At 67.5% G+C, this 18,448-nt stretch carries 14 protein-coding genes; 10 read left to right on the top strand and 4 right to left on the bottom strand.

Annotated features, from left to right (window positions below):
- Positions 1-150 precede the first annotated feature (150 nt).
- Both DB31_RS44555 and DB31_RS05915 read left to right on the top strand, forming a co-directional pair.
- Positions 151-2,229, top strand: coding sequence for a PAS domain-containing sensor histidine kinase (locus DB31_RS44555; protein WP_052419748.1), 2,079 nt, complete (start codon positions 151-153; stop codon positions 2,227-2,229).
- Positions 2,226-3,362, top strand: coding sequence for a hybrid sensor histidine kinase/response regulator (locus DB31_RS05915; protein ID WP_044183438.1), 1,137 nt, complete (start codon positions 2,226-2,228; stop codon positions 3,360-3,362). The genes DB31_RS44555 and DB31_RS05915 overlap by 4 nt, the downstream gene beginning before the upstream one ends.
- Before the next feature lie 142 nt (positions 3,363-3,504).
- Here the strand turns inward: DB31_RS05915 and DB31_RS05910 are convergent, their stop codons facing one another.
- Positions 3,505-4,323, bottom strand: coding sequence for an alpha/beta hydrolase (locus tag DB31_RS05910; RefSeq protein ID WP_063769192.1), 819 nt, complete (start codon positions 4,321-4,323; stop codon positions 3,505-3,507).
- A gap of 201 nt (positions 4,324-4,524) precedes the next feature.
- Between DB31_RS05910 and DB31_RS05905 the strand changes: the two genes are divergently transcribed.
- Together DB31_RS05905 and DB31_RS05900 are read left to right on the top strand one after the other, a co-directional pair.
- A complete protein-coding gene (locus DB31_RS05905) occupies positions 4,525-7,335 on the top strand; it encodes an RCC1-like domain-containing protein (RefSeq protein WP_052419747.1) in 2,811 nt (936 codons plus the stop codon).
- A 66-nt stretch (positions 7,336-7,401) separates the two neighbouring features.
- On the top strand, positions 7,402-8,094 hold the full coding sequence (locus tag DB31_RS05900; RefSeq protein WP_240486547.1) for a histidine phosphatase family protein: 693 nt from the start codon (positions 7,402-7,404) through the stop codon (positions 8,092-8,094).
- Between the two features lie 237 nt (positions 8,095-8,331).
- On the opposite strand, the gene DB31_RS05895 is transcribed toward DB31_RS05900, so the two are convergent.
- A complete protein-coding gene (locus DB31_RS05895; protein ID WP_157231847.1) occupies positions 8,332-9,717 on the bottom strand; it encodes an RICIN domain-containing protein in 1,386 nt (461 codons plus the stop codon).
- Between the two features lie 473 nt (positions 9,718-10,190).
- Positions 10,191-10,817, bottom strand: a complete 627-nt coding sequence (locus DB31_RS05890) for a zinc ribbon domain-containing protein (protein ID WP_240486567.1) — start codon at positions 10,815-10,817, stop codon at positions 10,191-10,193.
- A gap of 133 nt (positions 10,818-10,950) precedes the next feature.
- On the opposite strand from DB31_RS05890, the gene DB31_RS05885 reads away from it, so the two are divergent.
- Complete coding sequence (locus DB31_RS05885) at positions 10,951-11,844, top strand: hypothetical protein (RefSeq protein WP_205628470.1); 894 nt, start codon at positions 10,951-10,953, stop codon at positions 11,842-11,844.
- A gap of 6 nt (positions 11,845-11,850) precedes the next feature.
- Here DB31_RS05885 and DB31_RS05880 read toward each other — a convergent pair whose 3' ends face one another.
- The gene (locus DB31_RS05880) at positions 11,851-13,518 is read right to left on the bottom strand and encodes a CotH kinase family protein (RefSeq protein WP_240486546.1); all 1,668 of its coding nucleotides are present in this window, start codon (positions 13,516-13,518) and stop codon (positions 11,851-11,853) included.
- Between the two features lie 194 nt (positions 13,519-13,712).
- Here DB31_RS05880 and DB31_RS44550 point away from each other — a divergent pair, with 194 nt between their 5' ends.
- From DB31_RS44550 to DB31_RS05855, 5 genes are all read left to right on the top strand, one after another.
- The gene (locus DB31_RS44550) at positions 13,713-14,255 is read left to right on the top strand and encodes a QcrA and Rieske domain-containing protein (protein WP_083968038.1); all 543 of its coding nucleotides are present in this window, start codon (positions 13,713-13,715) and stop codon (positions 14,253-14,255) included.
- An 8-nt stretch (positions 14,256-14,263) separates the two neighbouring features.
- Positions 14,264-15,979 (top strand): cytochrome b N-terminal domain-containing protein, encoded by a 1,716-nt coding sequence (locus DB31_RS05870; protein WP_044183426.1) that lies wholly within the window; start codon positions 14,264-14,266, stop codon positions 15,977-15,979.
- Positions 15,980-16,041: 62 nt separating this feature from the next.
- The gene (locus DB31_RS05865; RefSeq protein ID WP_044183424.1) at positions 16,042-16,386 is read left to right on the top strand and encodes a c-type cytochrome; all 345 of its coding nucleotides are present in this window, start codon (positions 16,042-16,044) and stop codon (positions 16,384-16,386) included.
- A 67-nt stretch (positions 16,387-16,453) separates the two neighbouring features.
- On the top strand, positions 16,454-16,738 hold the full coding sequence (locus DB31_RS05860; RefSeq protein ID WP_044183421.1) for a hypothetical protein: 285 nt from the start codon (positions 16,454-16,456) through the stop codon (positions 16,736-16,738).
- A 111-nt stretch (positions 16,739-16,849) separates the two neighbouring features.
- Positions 16,850-18,442 (top strand): adenylate/guanylate cyclase domain-containing protein, encoded by a 1,593-nt coding sequence (locus DB31_RS05855; RefSeq protein ID WP_044183419.1) that lies wholly within the window; start codon positions 16,850-16,852, stop codon positions 18,440-18,442.
- Positions 18,443-18,448 lie beyond the last annotated feature (6 nt).

Genomic DNA, 18,448 nt, shown 5'->3' with positions numbered 1-18,448 from the left:
GAGGCTTGAGGAGCGTCTGGGAAACGTTGAGAAGTTTGCGATCCGCTCCTTCTCACCGTGCTGGGACTTCGGCACGGGGGGCTCACCGGCTACACAAGCAACATGTCGGACGCCCAAGGCGCTCCAGGATTCCTTGAAGACTGCGGGGAGATGGGTGAGCGCATTCGCCGGCACGACTGGTCGGCTGCGGGCCTCGGCCCGCCCGAGTCGTGGCCCCAGCGGCTCCAGGGCTACACCGACATGATTCTGCGGCTGCCCACGCCCGCCATCATCTTCTGGGGGCCCGAGCAGACTCAAATCTACAACGCGGGCTACTCCGTCATCATGGGACCGCGGCACCCCCAGCACCTGGGCTCCTCCTACCGCGACTGCTGGCCGGACACCTACCCCACCATCTATCCGTGGATGCGGCGGGTGTTGGATCAGGGCGAAGTCATCCAGGTGCACAAGACGCTCATCCCGGTCACGCGTCATGGCTTCACGGAGGAGGCCTACTTCACGTTCTCCTTCGTTCCGCTCCGGGATGACGACGGCCGGATCAACGGCTTCCTGCAGCCCGTCAACGAAGTGACCGAGGAGGTACTCGCGGAGCGGAGGCTCGCCACGCTGCGCGCCATCGCGCCCCGGGCCACGACTCAGGCCGAGGTGATTGGCGAGGCCACCGCCGCCTTCCGCGGAAACGCGCAGGATCTCCCCTTCGCGGTGGTGTACCTGTGGAACGCGGCTGCTCACAGGCTGGAGCCCGTGGCGCACCCTGGGTTGGACTCGCTGCCAGAGTCGCTGCGGACGACGGTAGAGCAGTCGTTCGAGCCTGGACTGGCGGCGAGGGTGGACGATCTCGAAGCGCTGCTGGGGCGCAGCCACACGGGCCCATGGCCAGAGCCGACACGATCGGCGATGGTGCTCCCGCTCCGGCGCTCTCCGGCCCACGCGGCCGCGGGCGCGCTGGTGCTCGGCATCAGCCCGCGCTTGAGGTTCGACGAGAAGTACCAGGCGTTCTTCGAGGCCGTGGCCCGCGAGCTGGCGGGCGCCGTCGAGCAACAACGCGCTCAGCACGCGCTGCGGGAGAGCGAAGCCCTGCTGCGCACGATTGTCGCGTCGCTCGCGGAGGGCATCACCTTGCAGGACGCGGAGGGGGCGATCCGCTTCGCGAACGCCGCCGCCGAGCAGCTGCTGGGGCTCAGCACAAAGCAGATGATGGGCCGCACCCCGGCGGACCCGCGCTGGCGCCCTGTCCGTGAGGACGGCACCCACTTCCCCGCGGAAGAGCACCCGCCCGTCGTAGCCCTCCAGACCGGCAGGCCCCAGCTGGGCACGCTGATGGGGGTGCACCGGCCGGATGGCAGCCTCGTATGGCTGGTCATCAACGCCCTGCCACTGCCAAACCCCGGAGGAGGCACGTCCGGTGTGGTGGCCTCCTTCTTCGACATCTCCGAGCGGAAGGCTGCGGAAGCAAGGATCCGCGAGCTCAACTCCACCCTCGAGAGACGGGTGGAGGAGCGGACCCGGGAGCTGGAAGAGGCCAACCGGGAGCTGGAGGCCTTCAGCTACTCGGTGTCCCACGATCTGCGCGCCCCGCTGCGCCACATCACAGGCTTCGCCCAACTGCTGGAAAAGCGCACCCAGGCGATCCTCGACGCCAAGGCCCAGGACTATTTGAAGACCATTTCGGAGGCCGCTCAGAAGGGGGGGCAGCTCGTTGACGACCTGCTCACCTTCAGCCGCATGGGGCGCGCGGAGATGCGTATGGCGCCTGTCTCCTTGAGCGCGCTGGTGGAGGAAGTGCGGAGAGAGCTCTTGCTCGACGTGGAAGGCCGCCGGGTGACATGGAAGGTGGAAGCCCTCCCGCAGGTCCAAGGGGACGCGGCGCTGCTGCGGCACGTCTTCAGGAACCTGTTGGCCAACGCCCTCAAGTACACCCGGAGGACGCCAGAGGCTGTCATTGAGATCTCCGCGCGTGCGCTCCCGGGTGAAACAGAGGTCGTCGTGCGCGACAACGGGGTGGGCTTCGACATGCAGTATGTCGGTAAGCTCTTCGGTGTCTTTCAGCGGCTTCACACCGTCGATGAGTTCGAAGGCACGGGCATCGGGCTGGCGAACGTGCGCCGCGTCGTGCAGCGCCACGGGGGCCGCACGTGGGCCGAGGGCGTCCCAGGCGAGGGAGCCACGTTCCACTTCACTCTGCCGAGCGTGGGTGCGCCAGGGGAGGGGCACGGACTCTCCCCATGACACAGCTCAGGAGCAGGCCGCTGCGCATCCTCCTCTTGGAGGACAGTCCTCAGGACGCGCAGCTCATCGAAGCTGTCCTGGAAGAGGGTGGGCTCGACTTCGAGCTCACCCGGGCGTCCGGACAGGCGGGCTTCAAAGCGGCCCTCGCTGGCGGCCGCTCGGATCTCATCCTCTCGGACTACAACGTCCCCGGGTTTGACGGGCTGACGGCGCTCGCCGTGGCCCAGCGCTCCTGTCCTGACGTGCCCTTCCTCTTTGTCTCGGGAGCGCTGGGAGAAGAACGAGCCATCGAGTTGCTCAAGCGGGGGGCCACGGACTACGTCCTCAAAGACCGGCTGGAGCGCCTGGTCCCGAGTGTCGAGCGCGCGCTGCGCGAAGCGCATGAGAAGGCCGAGCGCAAGCGCGCCGAGGCGGAACTCCGCGCACGCGCCGAGTTCGAGCAGCAGCTCATCGGGATCGTGAGCCATGATCTGCGCAATCCGCTGAACGCCATCCTCCTGGCGTCGAGCGCTGTCTTGAAGCGGGATGACCTGGACGCGCGTGTCACGAAGTCGATCTTGCGCATCCAGTCCTCGGGCGAGCGCGCAGCGCGAATGATTCGCGACCTGCTCGACTTCACCCAGGCGCGGATGGGTGGGGGCATGCGGGTCGAGCGCAAGCCGGTGTTCCTCCGGGAGTTGGTGCAACAGGTCGTCGAGGAGGCACAAGTCACGCACCCGGGCCGGGAGCTCCGGACGCACTACGAGGGCGAGAGCGGGGGCGAGTGGGATCCCGATCGGCTGGCCCAGGCGGTGGACAACCTCGTGGTGAACGCCCTCCGCTACAGCCCCCACGGCACGCCCGTCACGGTGAGGACGCGAGACGAGGGGGACGTCTTGACGCTCGAGGTCCACAACGAGGGGGAGCCCATCTCCTCCGAGCTTCGTGCTCGCCTCTTCCAGCCGATGCAGCGCGGTGTCGCCCACAGAGACGGCGCGAGCCGCAGCGTGGGCCTGGGCCTCTACATCGTGGACCACATCGCTCGCGCTCACGGCGGCGAGGTGGACGTCCATTCCTCGCGCGCCGAAGGCACCACGTTCCGTCTCCGCCTGCCCAGGCACGTGGGCGCGGGCCTCGAGAGCCAAGGCCGCTGACGTCAGAAGCGCGGCCAGCAGGCGCCAGCATTCCCGCGCGTCCGTGAGGAACCCCTGCGCCCTTGCTTCCGGTCGTAGTCGGCTTGAAACCCGGGCTGGGCTCGCGCCAGGCCCGGCAGCCAGCACAGCGGCCGGCGCGGCGCTACGCGGGAGGCGGGGCCCCCTCACCTGCGGGCGTCGGCGAGGACTCGGGTGCTTCGGGGCGCGGACCCGGAGTTCCAGTGAAGAGAAACTGGAGCGCGGAGGGCGCGCGTTTGCGCCAGTCGTGCTCGCTGTGGTTCCCGTCCTTGTCCGCGATCCAGCAGAGCGAGCGCTCGTCCCAGCCACGCTCGCGCAGGTGGCGAACCATGCGCTCCGCGTCGGCGACCACCGAGCCCCCGTCCTCCCGGGCGCCTGCGTCGATATAGATGCGTGAGGTCCAGGGCTTCGGCTGTGCGGAGACGTAGTCGAAGATCTTCCCCTCCGCGAACCAGAAGGAGGGCGACATGCACAGTGCTGCGCCGAACAGGTCCGGATGGCGGAAGTGCGCGTAGAGCGCGGCAAGGCCGCCCATCGACGAGCCGCCCACAGCGGTGCCCGCCGGATCCGTCCGCACCTTGAACTCCTGAGCGATCCTCGGCGCCAGCTCCGCCTTCACCCACGCGAGCAGGTCGTCCGCCCGCCCCGCGCTGTCTCCCGAGGTGAAGGGCGACAGCTCGTCGAGCCGCGAGGAGCCGCCGTGGTCGATCCCGACAATGACCGGCGCCGGCAGCCCTTGCTCCGCCAACTGCTTCACCGCGTGATGGACATACCAGCCGCCCGAGAACGAGGGCGCGTCGTGGAAGATGTTCTGTCCATCGAACATGAACAGCACCGGCGCGCCACCCGCCGCTTCGTTCGGCGCGTACACGCGCACGTGGCGCTCCTGCCCCAAGCCGGGCACCTGAAAAGGTCCCAGCAGGTAGATGATGTGCTCTGCCATGGATGTGGGCTTCCCCTCGTGGGGCTCAAGTTTTGAAGCGGGACGCGCCGCGACAAGCCCCCACCTGCACCAGAAGGTTATTCGTCTTTTGAATTTTTAACTCGGAAGCCACGTCTCTCCTGACCCGGGCCGGTCAGCACGCGGAGCGCGTGTCAGTCACGAAGGAAATTCAAGAGGATGCGAACATCAAAGAAGTGGAGAATGGGATGGCTGCTGCTGGGAGCGCTGGCAACGGGATGCGGAGCCGCACCGGAGGCCACGGCGCAGCAGGAGCAGACGGGGTTACGTCAGCCCACGGCCACCGCAGCGGCGTTGGTGGAGACGGCGAGCTTCGATGCGGTGCTGCAGGTGCCCACATGTGCGGCGGGGGCTTCGGGCTGCGACACGGGCCCCTCTCTGGTGCTGGGCCGCGGGCAGCTGGGTGCAGAGCCTAATGCTCCCAACACGCTGGGCGGGACCTGTGCGGACGGCGACTCGGGCCTCTTCCACGGCGACGAATCGCTGGATCGGCTGAAGGTCTCCACCCCGGATGACAGCGCCCTGGCACCCGGGAAGGAAGTGACCATCGAGGCCACCGTCTGGGCCTGGTCCGGCTACACCGCGGATCACCTGGACCTCTACCTGGCGGCGGATGCGAGCAACCCCTCGTGGACGTACGTCACCACGCTGACGCCGGCCGGGGCCGGAGTTCAGGTGCTGACGGCCAACGCCACCCTGCCTTCCGAAGGCGGCAGCGTGCAGGCGGTGCGCGCCGTCTTCCGCTACGGGGGAGAGGCCAATCCCTGCAGCAGCGGCGGTTACGATGATCGCGACGATCTGGCCTTCGGCGTCGGGACCTCCGAGCCGCCGCCACCGCCGCCGCCCCCTGCTCCCGTGCGCCCTTCCCTCGTGGCGGGTGGCACAGAGACTTCCGTGAACCTCGCGGCGGATGGCACGGTGTGGAGCTGGGGCGGCAAGAGCGGAAGCTACACGACGGACTACAGTGCCTACCGGGCCCAGGGACGGCAGGTGTGGGAGCTGAGTGATGCGGTGTCCGTGGTCTCGGGGACCGGGCACAAGCTGGCCCTGAAGACGGACGCGACGGTGTGGGCCTGGGGCAGCAACACCGATGGCGAGTTGGGCAATGGGACCACGTTCAACGCCAGCGATACTCCGGAACAGGTGGTAGGCCTGGACTCAGTGATTGCGCTGGCCGGGGGCAACCACTACTCGCTGGCGGTGCGCGGTGACGGCACGGTGTGGAGCTGGGGCAGAAACCAGTACGGCCAGCTTGGGGATGGCACCACCCTGGGGCGCACGCTGCCCGCGCAAGTGCCTGGCCTGAGCAACGGGGTGCAGGTAGCAGCCGGCAGCCACCACTCCCTGGCCGTGGACTCAGCGGGCCAGGTGTGGAGCTGGGGCTACAACAGCCAGGGCGAGCTGGGGGATGGGAGCACCACCTCACGCTTCACGCCGGTGCAGGTGCCGGGGCTGACGGGCGTGGTGGCGGTGGCGGCGGGGGTGGAGCACTCCCTGGCGTTGAAGTCAGACGGCACCGTGTGGGCCTGGGGCTACAACAGCCGTGGCCAGCTGGGCGACGGAAGCACCTCCTCGCGCTTCACGCCGGTGCAGGTGGTGGGGCTGACGGGTGTCGTCGTGGCGGTGGCGGCGGGGATGGAGCACTCGTTGGCGCTGAAGTCCGATGGCACGGTCTGGGCCTGGGGCGACAACAGCTACGGCCAGCTGGGAGATGGAACCACCTCCTCGCGCTTCACGCCGGTTCAGGTGCCCAGCCTGAGCGGCGTGGTGGCGGTGGCGGCCGGCACCCGCCACTCGTTGGCGAGGGACTCCGACGGCAGGACCTGGGCCTGGGGCAACAACGAGCTGTACCAGCTGGGAGACGGGCAGCGGATGAAGAGCGCCACAGCGGTGCCCGTGGTGAACCTGTCGAATGTGACGCAGGTGTCGGCGGGCTACTGGCACGGGCTGGCGGTACGCTCGGATGGAACGCTGTGGTCGTGGGGAGCGGGCACGCTCAACTCGTACGTGCTGGGACGTGCCCGCACCCAGCAGCACGCACCCGCGCTGGTGACGGGGCTGGCCAACGTGACGGCGGCGGCGGCGGGACAGAAGCACTCGCTGGCGCTGAAGTCCGACGGCAGCGTGTGGTCCTGGGGTTCCAATTCCTATGGGCAAATCGGAGTCGGCCCCTCGGGCTTCATCTATGACAACCCCGTGCAGGTGACGACTCTGTCGGGCGTGAGCGCCATCGCCACGGGCGATAGCCACTCGCTGGCGGTGAAGTCGGATGGGACGTTGTGGACCTGGGGCTTCAACGACTTTGGCCAGCTGGGCGATGGGACGATGACCGGCCGCTCCTTGCCCGTGCAGGTGGCGGGGCTGACGGGCGTGAGGGCGGCAGCGGGAGGCAGCCGCCACACCCTGGTGCTGCACACGAACGGGACGGTGTCGGCCATTGGCCACAACAACATTGGCCAGCTGGGCGATGGGACGACGACGGTGCGCCGCCTCACGCCGGTGCCGGTGGTGGGGCTGACGGGCGTGGTGGCGGTGGCCGCGGGAGAGGATCACTCGCTGGCGCTGAAGTCCGACGGCACCGTGTGGGCCTGGGGGTACAACGGCTCGGGCCGGCTAGGCGACGGGACGACGACCTCGCGCAACACCCCGGTGCAGGTGGTGGGGCTGACAGGCGTGGTGGCGGTGGCCGCGGGTTACAGCCACTCGCTGGCGGTGAAGTCCGACGGCACCGTGTGGGCCTGGGGCGAGGGCTACGATGGCCAGTTGGGCGGAGGGGATCTCTTCTCCGTCTCCTACAACAACCCCACGCCCAAGAAGGTGCTGGGACTGAGCGGAGGGCGGAGCGTCGCCGCGAGCAAGGCGTACTCACTGGCGCTGACCCAGAGCACCGGCACGCTGTCGTCCTTTGGCCTCAACTGGGAGGGCCAGCTGGGAGACGGCTCCTACCTCTTCCGCACCACGCCTGCGCTGGTGGTGGGGGCTGGAGCTCCCTGAGCCTCAGCGGCCCACGTCCACATCTCGTGCTTCCGCGGGATGTGGACGTGGCTGTCTTCAGGAGGGATGTACGCCTCCTCGATCCGCGCCCGGCTTGCCCTGGCCGAGGGCTCCAGTCAGGCTGCGCCCATGACGACCGAGCTCATCCTGCTTCGCCACGGAGAGACGGAGTGGAACTCCCTGGGGCGCTTTCAGGGACACCTGGACAGTCCGCTGAGCTCCGAGGGCTTGCGCCAGGCGGACCTGCTCGCCGCGAGGCTCTCCTCCGTCTCCTTCCAGGCGCTCTACAGCAGCGACCTGGGGCGGGCCGTGGAGACGGCGCGGCGCATCGCCAATCGGACGGGCCACGCCCTCCGTCAGGATGGGCGCCTGCGTGAGCGGGCCCTGGGGGTGCTCGAGGGGCTCACTCGGGAGGAGGCGAGCCAGCGCCACCCGGAGGTGTTCGCGGAGTACTCGGCGGGTGGTCCGGACTTCGTCGTGCCGCGGGGAGAGAGCACCTCGCAGCGGCTGCGCCACGCACTGGAGTGCCTGGAGGAGCTCGGGGCGCGCCACGCGGGAGAGCGCGTCGTGGTGGTGACCCACGGCGGCGTCCTGAGCCTTCTCTTCCGGCACTGCCTGGGCATTCCCTTCGGCACGCCCCGGGCCTTCTCCGTGCTCAACGCCTGCTGGAACCAGTTCGACTACCACGAGGGGAAGTTTCGGCTGGTGACCTGGGGTGACGTGAACCACCTGAGGGTCTCCAGCCGCGACGACACCTGATCACCTAGGAGGAGGAGCAGGCGTCGACGCCATTGTCATTAGAAGAGCCGCCTCACGCGAGGAGCGCGGCGATGACCCTGGTGGGCCGCCGTGACTCCTCGCGGAACGTGAGCCAGGGCGTCCCGAAGAGCTTCTTCTGGTAGAGGCGGCCGGCGCATGCGCGCTCCCTCGGAAGCCGGTGGAGGTGGAGCGGCTGCTCGCGATGGTGCGCCGCCTCACCCGGCAGCCCTGGCCCTCTCAGCTCGTGGTCTCCAACTGCAGCACCCACAGCTGGTCCGGGTAGTCCCCGCCATACAGCCCGAACGCATTGTCCTTGAAGAACAGGTGGTTGTTGCCGCCCAGGGAGTCCAGCCGGTTGAACAGGTGAAAGCCCGCGTTCTTGTCGGCGATCTCCGCACCCCAGTGCTGATCCTGGTAGCCCGTGGCGCTGTAGCCTCCGAGGTACTTCCAGGATCCGAAGTAGGTGAGGTAGACGTTGTATTTGATGTTGCGCAGCCGGAAGTCGCCCTCGCCTGACTTCTCCAGGACGAACAGCTGATTGCTGTCGTCGGTCGGCTGAAGGCTCGCATGGGAGGCGTCGTTGGGGCCCATGGTGATGTACCGGCCCGTCTGGCAATGCATGATTCGGAAGGTATGCCCGGCGGGGACCTTGTTCACGTCCACTGTAAACGTCTCGACCACCCAGTGCTGGTCGTTGTACCCGGAGTTGGGAGGGTAGAGGAAGGTGGAGCCGTTGTTGCCTCCCACCAGGTTGCCCGCGACGTACAGGTTCCTCAACATCACCACGTGGGGATTGGTGTAGACGACTTGAGCATCCCAGTGCTGATCGGCGTAGTCCTGGTAGCCGAGGTCCAACAGGCCAATCCGGTCCTTGTCGGACGAGAAGCAGGTGAGCCACTTCTGCGTCTTCACGTTCAGCAGCCGGAGGTTGTGCGCCCCGGCCTCCAGCGGGGCCACGGTCCAGTACGTGGAGTACTCGAGCGGATTGAAGGGATTGTCACCTGCCTGGGTGCTGACGGTGCTCTGGTCGTAGGCGGCGCACAGGTAGGCGGCGTGGGCCGAGTTCTTCAGGCGCAAGAACAGGGTGTCCGCATACTTGCTCAGATCGGGGACGGCGTAGGTATCCGCCGGCGGCGTCTGCTGCCCGTGATCATAGTCCAGGTAGAGATACCAGACGTCCTTGTGGAGCTCCGGGGCCATTTCGCACGCGGGGTCCTTCGTCGCGTACACCACCAGATCTGCGTTGCCGTAGACGGCCTCCTTCTTGGCTCCAAAGTAGAGGTTGCCGCCCGACTCCGTGACCTTGGTCTTGAAGACATCCTCCAAGGCGCCGACGGCCCAGCCCAGGAAGGATCCCGCGGCGGCGCCCGAGTGCCCGTCCCTCCAGCTCTTCCAGTCGTGGCCGTACATCTTCGCCTCTCGGTCGTATTCATCTCGATACGACTCGAACTGGCCCTTGTTGATGGCGTCTCCGGAGCCTTTGACTCGGGTCGAGAACCAGATCAGGCAGGCGGACGCGGACGAGGTCTGTCCCGCCGCCAGCTCGATCGAAGGTCCAGCGATCGCATAGAACGTCACGGGAAAAGGGCACGCATTTCGGACACGGATGTTTCCCCAGGCCATTTCCAACTCCTCTTGAGATGAGTGACCGGGAGCAATTCACCAAACGTGCCGACGCGCCGCGTCCCGGGTCCAGAGGGCAAGGGCTGTTCATGCGCCCCTGGGGCCTGGGTTGCTGACGTGTCAGCGAGTGTCAGGGACGAGGGTGACACGTCAGCGTCACCAAGGGGTAGGTGTAGACGAGCACTGCCAGAGCGCACCGCACTGCTCGGGCGTCCCCTGTCAGCGGTCCTCCTCGGCACCTCCGCTCCAGCCCTCACCCGCAACATGGCCTCTATCCCGCCTATACGCTTCCACTTGCCGAGCCACGTCTTGCTTCTGTCGTTTCCGTCTCCGGCTTGGTCCTTTTTGGGTCCCCAAAAACCGGATTTGGTCCCGAAAATGCAGGCGCAGCCCCATTCTCAGAGGGTGGCGCCTTGAAAGCGGCGGGTTGCTCTACTTGGAAGCGGCGGCAATCGAACCCGCCGCCCTGCCCCTCACCCCCGAGCGGTTCCGCACTCCGGGCAGAACTTGGCCTTGGCCGCCATCTCCGCGCCGCACTTGCCGCAGCTCGACTTCGCGGCGAGCGGCTTGCCGCACTCGGGGCAGAACTTGCCGCCCTCGATGCTGGCGTTGCAGTGAGGACACGCCGCCATCCGCTGCGCCTTCATGTCCAGGTTCTCCACCTGGTCCACCTTGCGTGCCTTGTCCCAGGTCTGCTCCACCGCCACCTTGGACTGGATGTGAGCCGCCTCCTCGGCAAGGTTCGGCGCGCAGGCCTCGCACAGCCCGCGCTGCTCGTTCCAACATGACTGCGGGCACACCCAGTGCCCACAGCGGGTGCAGTGCTTGAAGTGCTTCTTCGCCTCGTTCACCGCGTTGCCGTAGGCGTCATCCCACGCCTTACCGCGCAGCGCGTCCTTCACGTGGTCGCCCGCGTATGCCGCCCGCGACAGCGCCCCGCCAAAGAACGAGCCCGCCGCCTTCAGGAAGCTGGAGGCCATCCCCAGGGCACTGCCCTCGAACGCCGACATGTGCCCATTGCTGCACTTGTCGCAGTAGAACTCGAACTGGAATCCCTGGTCGTTCGAGCGGTCCGTGTAGTTGCGGGTGAACTGGAGCATCGCCACGGGACTGCGCCTCCCCTCGGAAAAACGAAGCATTCCCAGGTTATCACGCAACTCTTCTTCTCATTTTCCGATAACCGGACAGTCCCGCAGTTTCGCGAGCGGGTATCCCCCATCCCCCGGAGCCTTCATGCAGCTCTCTGTCCGCATGGCACTGGCCACTTCACTGGCCGTCACCTTCCTGGCCGCACCTCAGGCGCAGGCCACCAATTACACGCTGTGGATCCACGGCAAGAACGGAGGCGGTACCCAGGCCGGCAACTACGCCGACTTCTCCAACTGGGGTCCCAGCTCCACCGCGGCCGGTGTGAACAAGAAGGCCGTGAACTGGGATGGGCGCCAGCAGATCGGCGGGCAGAACTACCGCATCCGCGACGCCCTGGACTGCTTCTGCACCGGGACGAACTGGTGCTACATCGCCGTGCACAGCGCCGGTAACCTGCAGATCGGCTACGCGCTGTCGCTCTACGGCAGCTCCGCCCGCTACAAGAAGAACGCCACCCCCAACTCGAGCGGTGTGTGCGGCAACACGGACGGCACCACGCAGACGGGCTGGAACATCAAGTGGGTGGACGTGGCCTCGGGCGCGGGCGGCGGCAGCGAGCTGGCGGACGTCGGCGAGTGGGCCACGAGCGACGCCATCGTGGGCGACCTCGTCACCACCACGGCGCGCGCCATGTACAACCACAACACCACGCGCTCGCTGTGGTTCTACATGTTCGCGGCGGCCAAGGGCACCGCCTACTCTGGCATCCTCCCAGGTCAGGATGACGAGGCGGTTTCCTATCACTCCACCGGTGGCGTCTCCGGTAGCTCGGGCGGCTCGTACTGCAACCCGGGTGACTGGTTCTGCGGCGGCACGCTGAACACCGGCACTGCCGCGTGCAGCGACGGCCGCGCCAAGTGGAGCTACCACACGGTGTCGCTGCGCGATGACGGCGAGGCCTGGTCCCACGGCGCCAATGGCAAGTGGGAGAACATCGTCGGCAAGGTGCGCGAGGACGTCGTCCTCTACGCGAAGTAGCTGCCGCTACGGCAGCCGGCGCTCCAGCAAGTCCCAGCGCTGGTCGACCCACCGGCGGATGTACTCCACCTCCTCGGACCAGGTGGTGAAGTCGGTACGGTCGCTCCAGCGCTCGTAGGTGCGGTACTGCTGGCCCCAGCGCGCCTGGTCGCGCTGGGCGGCAACCTCCAGTTCCTGCGCATAGCCGTCGATCAGGCGCAGCACCTCCTGCTTGGACAGCGGGCCGTGGAGGAGCTGGCGGTAGCGCTCGCGCATGGGCCCGGCGATGGCCGGGTCCTCCAGCATCTTCTTGAACAGCAGGTTGTCGCCCGCGAAGTCCAGCAGCTCGGTGGCGCCACGTCGCCGCGTGTCCCAGCCCTGGCCGAAGGTGGCGTCGAAGTCCCACGGGATGAAGCGGAAGGGTCTGAGCGGCTCGCGCTCCTGGTAGTGGTAGGCGTTCTTCGCGCCCGAGTCCGTCCCCAGCACCAGCGTGTTGAAGATCCACCAGTCCTCGTAGTCCTGGGGATTGAGGTGCTCGGCCCGGTGCTCGCGGAACGCAGTGGCGTCCGAGTCGGCGATGAAGGCCGTCAGCGCCTCCATCCCCGCGAAGGCCGTGGGCCACCCCTCCTCGGGCTTGCCCTCCTTCTTCTCATAGCCCTGGTACAACTTCTCCTTGGGCGCTCCCTTCCGGTCGATCCGCGAGAAGTTCGCGTCCGCGTCCACTGCCTTGAAGAGGTCCGCCGTCTTGGACAGGCCGTGGCGCTCCATCAGCTCGTCGTCCACGTGGTCGGCCACGGTGAAGATGCCCCGGTAGTGCCCATTCAGGTACAGCACCGCGCTGAACGTCTTGATCTGGATGTGCTCCGGCGCCATGCGGTTCCACAAGTCAAAGGCGAGCCGCGGCCGCAGGTATGAGTTCTCGTTGAAGTGGGTGATGAGCACCAGCCGCCGCCGGCCCATGAAGCCACCAGCCCGGTCGGGCTCGTTGAACACATCATTCTCCGGGAACTTGAAGGTGAGGCCACGGTTGGGGAGCACGCTGGAGGTGGCGCCCCGGTACTTGGCCTCCATGATGAAACGGTGCCCCCGGTAGACGAGCTCCACGGGCAGGTAGCCACCTGCGGTGAGCTCTCCCGGAAAGAAGAGCTGGAAGACAGGCAGCCCGTACTCCTCGGTGTACTTCTCAGGCTCGGTGATGGGCACGTTGTTGCCGGCCTGCCAGTTGTCCACCACGCCCACCTCGAGCGTCCCCGTCTCTCCCGTGGAACGCTCGGTGAGAGCGAGCGTCCAGACGGCGGCCTGATCCTTCGCTGGCGTCCACCGGAAGGTGCCCGTCACCTCGTCCACGGTGGCTCCCGCAGGCAGCGGGGACACGGTGAAGCGCAAGTCTGGCCCGGTGAGCCCTTTCGCGCAGCGCAGGTTGACGGTCAGTGCCTCGCCCTCGAGCACCCAGTGGCGGTCCCCGCCCTCCGGCGCGCAGCGAGTGGCCCGCGGAGGCTCGGAAGTTCCGCCATCCGGCGTCCCCCCGTCGGGAGGCGCCGTTGTCCCTCCGTCACCCGGTGAAGGCTCCGTCGAGGGCGGTATGGGCAGCGGAGGAATCGGGATGGGCGGCATCGGCACCGAGGGCTTCTCGGCACTTTCCGCCGGGGCCGAAGAACTGCACCGCAGCGCCATCGCGCACACGGCGAACAACACCACTCCGCTCCATCCCCTCGACCGGCCCACCATGCCCCCACCCCATCCCACGCAATCCAGCCTGGGGGAGGGGTAATCATCGGGTAGCGAGAAGGGCAGCGCACCCCCAGTACGGTGTCCTCCGGAGGACGTGACGCTCTGTGCCATCAAGGAATGGTTGAACGTTGAACGGCCCCCTATACTCGGGACCGGATATGTCTGAGACCTCTTCTCATCCCCCCGCTTCGACCCGCCGAGGCTTCCTCAGCGCCCTCACCGTCATGTTGGGAGGCGTCATCGCGGCGCTCGCCTCCGTGCCGGTGCTGGGCAGCCTCCTCTCGCCCCTGCGTACCTCGTCGAACAAGGACGCCGGGGACGCCCCCATCCCCGTGGGCAACGTCTCCGAGTTCACCGTGGGCGTGCCGCGCCGTGTGGAGCTGATCCGCTCCGTCACCGACGCATGGAGCCGCTCCGACGCCACCACCGTGGGCGCCGCCTGGGTGACGCGCCGCGAGGACGGCACCTTCCTGGCCCTGTCCACCATCTGCCCGCACCTGGGCTGTGGCGTGAACCTGGACAAGCAGCGCAACCAGTTCGCGTGCCCGTGCCACACCTCGGCCTTCTCACTGGCCGGTAACCGTGAGGCCGGACCCGCGCCGCGCGGTATGGATCCGCTCAAGGTCGAAGTGCGGGGCGACCAGGTGCTCATCCACTACCAGCGCTTCAAGCAAGGCATCCCCGAGCGGGAAACCGTGTGAGGCCCTCCATGCTCAAACGCCTCGAAGCCTGGCTGGACTCGCGCACCGGCTACCGCGCCATTCTGCACAATGCGCTGCATGAGCACGTGCCCGGCGGCGCCCGCTGGCGCTACGTCTTCGGCTCGGTCATCACCGTCCTCATCCTGGTGCAGGTCGTCACCGGAGTGGCCCTCGAGCTGTACTACAGCCCGTCCACCACGGACGCGTGGGCCTCCGTCAACTACATCCAGACGCAGGTGTGGCTGGGCTCGCTGCTGCGCGGCGTGCACCACTTTGGCGCCTCGGCCATCGTCATCGTCATGGCGATGCACCTGATGCAGACCGCCTGGGCCGGCGCCTTCCGCGCCCCGCGTGAGATGAACTGGATCGCTGGCTTCGTGCTGCTCCAGATCATCCTCGGACTGGCGCTCACCGGCTACCTGCTGCCGTGGGACCAGAAGGGCTACTGGGCCACGCAGGTGGCCACGTCCATCGCTGGAACGCTGCCGCTCATCGGTTCCAAGCTGCAGATGTTCCTCCAGGGCGGCACGTCCTACGGCAACCTCACGCTGACGCGCTTCCACACGCTTCACGTCATGTTGCTGCCCGCGGCCCTCTTCTCCGTCATCGGCATCCACATCGCCCTCTTCCGCAAGCACGGCGTCACCCCGCCGGACCTTCCGAAGGAGGAGCTGGAGCGCAAGGCGGCGATGTTCTTCCCGGACCAGCTCCTGTTGGACACGATCGCCTCCATCGCGGCCGTGGGCGTCATCTTCTGGCTCGCCTGGCGCGTGGGCGCGCCGCTGGAGGCGCCGGCGGATCCATCCTCGCAGTACCTCGCCCGTCCCGAGTGGTACTTCCTGCCGCTCTTCCAGCTCCTCAAGTACTTCGAGGGCGGCGCCGAGCTGGTGGGCACCGTCATCCTTCCCGGCCTGGCCATGGGCTTCGTGGCCGCGCTGCCCTTCCTGCACACCGCCCTGTCGCGCCGCTCGCCCAGCGTCCACCGGCTGCTCGCGGGTACCCTCACGCTGGGGCTCGTGGGTGTCGGCGGACTGGGCGCCCTGGCCGTGCGCTCGGATCGGAACGATCCCGCCGTGGCCGCCATGGCCGAGCGCGCCCATGAGGAGGCCCTCGAGGCCCGCCGCCTGGCCTCGATGGGCGGAGTGCCCGCCTCCGGCCCACTCAACCTGTACCGCAATGATCCGATCGTCTGGGGCCACCGCGTGCTCACGGTGCAGTGCCAGAAGTGCCACATGGCCTGCGACACCACGCCCTACAAGGGCAGCCCCTGCCTGGAGGGCTATGGCTCGCGCGCGTGGATCGCCCGCTTCCTGCGCAACCCCCGCGCGCCCCACTTCTTCGGCAACACGAAGATCGACGACATGGAGCCGTACACCGGCCCTCAGGAGTCCGTGGACGCCCTCACCGAGTTCATCTACTCGCAGGGTGGCCGCAAGGACGTGACGGAGGCGCTCGCCAAGAAGGGCGAGGCGCTCTTCGACTCCGAGGGCTGCGCCAGCTGCCACTCCCTGGACGGCGTGGGCAGCGGCCTCGCCCCGGACCTCAAGGGCTGGGCCTCCCGCGAGTGGACCCACGCCTTCATCCGCACACCTGGCCATTCCCGCTTCTTCGGCGAAATGAATGAGATGGAGACGTTTGACCACCTCAGACTACCCGAGGAGGAACTGCAGGCTGTCACCGCCTGGTTGCATGCTCAGGGCGCACAGCCGTTGAAGTTCCCCTAGCCGGCGGCGTCAGAGCCGGTGAGTGGTTCACCCGTAGATCCCCATATGTGGAGGCAGTCACCATGAAGAAGCAACTTGCCATCGTTCTGGCCCTCACCCTGTCCGGCGCCGCGTTCGCCGAGGACTCCGTGGCCGACATCTGGAAGGCCAAGTGCCAGAGCTGCCACGGCGCGGACGGCAAGGCGAAGACCAAGATGGGCGAGAAGGAGAAGATCGCCGACCTGACGGATGCAGGCTGGCAGAAGCGGCATTCGGACGAGAAGATCCGCGACTACATCACCAACGGCTCCAAGGAGAACCCCAAGATGAAGCCGTTCAAGGACAAGCTCACCCCGGAGCAGATCGACGCCCTGGTGAAGCACGTGCGCAGCCTGAGCAGTGAGTCGGCTGCCGCCCCTGCGAAGTAGCCTCCGGGTGAATATCCCTGGGGACGGACCCGTCCACCCTCCACGTCGCCCGCTCGGAGCCGTTCCCATGAAGACACTCACCGTCGCTCTGCTCTTCATCCTCTCCCTGGTCACCCTGTTCACAGCAGCCCGGGCCGACGCACTGAGCCAGCCTGCCATCCAGCCGAGGCTGGCTCGCCCCGTGCCCCTGCCCGAGGGGGATGACGACAAGAAGGATGACAAGAAGAAGGGCGACGAAGAGGACGAGGAGGAGTACCGCGCGCTCAGCCCACGCGCAGCCCTGGAGTTGGTGGATCCGGGCCTCCAGGATGACTTCCTGCGCCTGCGCCTCGCTGCGCGGCGCGGGATGTAAGCCTCGTTACAGCGCTGTTGCACCCGGGGCCTCCGGTGCAGGGCCTGAACTGGGAGTAAAGCGGGGAAGGGAAACCGACGGCCTCTCCGCTGGCTGGTACGATGGTGGCGTATGTGGCTGATCGTGAACCCAGGCCTGCTCGACGAGCAGCAGCACGCGCTGCCTGAAGGGCACACAACCATCGGCCGCACGGACGAGAACAGCGTCCGGGTGCTCCACATGAGCCTGTCGCGCCGGCACGCCAGGCTGGAGCGCACCGGGGACCGCGTCATCCTGGTGGACCTGGGCAGCAAGAACGGCACGCTCGTCAACGGCACCCGGGTGGACCGTTTCGCGCTGCAGGACGGGGACTCGTTCCAGTGTGGGGACGTGCAGTTCAAGCTCTCGTCCTCGCAAGGGGCCTTCGAGCCCACCCATGTGCAGGGGCTGAACACACGGTTCTCGCCTCTGACGATGGAGGAAATGCTGGAGCTGGACCGCGCGCCCGGGAGTGCCTCGGCGCTGCGGCTGAGGCCCGCGCGGGAGGCGGACGCCCGCTCCGCCGAGAAGCTGCGGGTGCTCCTCAAGGTGAGCCAGATGCTGTCCTCGCTGGGTCCCATCGACGGGCTGCTGGAGCGCATCCTCAAGCTGGTGTTCCAGATCCTCGAGGTGGACCGGGTGGCCATCCTGCTGGTGGACCCGGCCACCGGAGCACTGCGGCCCCGGGTGGCGCGGCTGTCCACGGGGGAGCTGCCCTCGGGCTCGTTCTACAGCCAGCACGTGGTGGACTACGTGCGCATGCGCAGCGTGGCCGCGCTCTTCTCGGACGCGCGCGAGGATCCCCGGCTGGATGGGGCCTCGTCGGTGATGTTGCAGTCCATCCGCTCGGCCATGTGCGTGCCGCTCAAGCCGCAGGACCAGGTGCTGGGCGTGCTGTACGTGGACAACCAGGCCCAGGCCAACCGCTTCACCGAGGAAGACCTAGAGTTCCTCACCGCCTTCGCCAACCAAGCCGCCATCGCCTTGGAGAACTCGATGCTGTCGCAGCGGGTGGCGGAGGAGGCGGTGCTGCGCAACGCGTACCTGCGCTTCTTCCCGCCCACGGTCATCAAGAAGCTGCAGAGCGACAAGCAGGCGCACCTGGACATCGTCGAGACAGAGGTGACGGTCCTCTTCTCGGACATCAGCGGCTTCACGGCGCTGTCCTCCACGCTGAACCCGCGGCAGGTGGTGGACCTGCTCAATGATTACTTCCCGGTGATGGCGGACATCGTCTTCCGCTACGAGGGGACGTTGGAGAAGTACATCGGCGACGCGCTGATGGCGGTGTGGGGCGCGCCGTTCTCGCAGCCCGAGGACGCGGACCGGGCGCTGCGCGCGGCGGTGGACATGCAACGCGCGCTGGCGGACCTGAACGCGCGCTGGCGGGCGCAGGGCCAGACCGAGCTGAAGATCCACGTGGGGCTGAACACGGGCCGAGTGGCCGCGGGCAACATCGGCTCCGAGCAGTATCTGCAGTACGCAACGATTGGGGATGCCACCAACGTGGCCAGCCGCATCTGCGATGCCACGCCCGCGGGGGAGATCCGCATGGCGGAGAGCACCTTCCGGCGGGTGAAGGAGCGCTCGTGGCCGCTGACGAAGCTGCCGCCCGTGCAGGTGAAGGGCAAGCAGGAGCCGCTCACGCTGTACCGGGTGGATTGGCGCGACGGCTCCACGCAGTGAAAGCTC

This window comes from Hyalangium minutum, from assembly GCF_000737315.1.
Classification (GTDB): domain Bacteria; phylum Myxococcota; class Myxococcia; order Myxococcales; family Myxococcaceae; genus Hyalangium; species Hyalangium minutum.
This window is presented reverse-complemented; position numbering and strand designations above follow the sequence as displayed.

Excerpts from the sequence above, each read along its gene's own strand:
- DB31_RS05860 (WP_044183421.1), top strand. The coding sequence starts at position 16,454 with ATGAAGACACTCACCGTCGCTCTGCTCTTCATCCTCTCCCTGGTCACC.
- DB31_RS44555 (WP_052419748.1), top strand. The coding sequence starts at position 151 with ATGGGTGAGCGCATTCGCCGGCACGACTGGTCGGCTGCGGGCCTCGGC.
- DB31_RS05900 (WP_240486547.1), top strand. The coding sequence starts at position 7,402 with ATGTACGCCTCCTCGATCCGCGCCCGGCTTGCCCTGGCCGAGGGCTCC.
- DB31_RS05885 (WP_205628470.1), top strand. The coding sequence starts at position 10,951 with ATGCAGCTCTCTGTCCGCATGGCACTGGCCACTTCACTGGCCGTCACC.
- DB31_RS05895 (WP_157231847.1), bottom strand. The coding sequence starts at position 9,717 with ATGGCCTGGGGAAACATCCGTGTCCGAAATGCGTGCCCTTTTCCCGTG.
- DB31_RS05905 (WP_052419747.1), top strand. The coding sequence starts at position 4,525 with ATGGGATGGCTGCTGCTGGGAGCGCTGGCAACGGGATGCGGAGCCGCA.
- DB31_RS05870 (WP_044183426.1), top strand. The coding sequence starts at position 14,264 with ATGCTCAAACGCCTCGAAGCCTGGCTGGACTCGCGCACCGGCTACCGC.
- DB31_RS44550 (WP_083968038.1), top strand. The coding sequence starts at position 13,713 with ATGTCTGAGACCTCTTCTCATCCCCCCGCTTCGACCCGCCGAGGCTTC.
- DB31_RS05890 (WP_240486567.1), bottom strand. The coding sequence starts at position 10,817 with ATGCTCCAGTTCACCCGCAACTACACGGACCGCTCGAACGACCAGGGA.
- DB31_RS05855 (WP_044183419.1), top strand. The coding sequence starts at position 16,850 with ATGTGGCTGATCGTGAACCCAGGCCTGCTCGACGAGCAGCAGCACGCG.
- DB31_RS05910 (WP_063769192.1), bottom strand. The coding sequence starts at position 4,323 with ATGGCAGAGCACATCATCTACCTGCTGGGACCTTTTCAGGTGCCCGGC.
- DB31_RS05915 (WP_044183438.1), top strand. The coding sequence starts at position 2,226 with ATGACACAGCTCAGGAGCAGGCCGCTGCGCATCCTCCTCTTGGAGGAC.
- DB31_RS05865 (WP_044183424.1), top strand. The coding sequence starts at position 16,042 with ATGAAGAAGCAACTTGCCATCGTTCTGGCCCTCACCCTGTCCGGCGCC.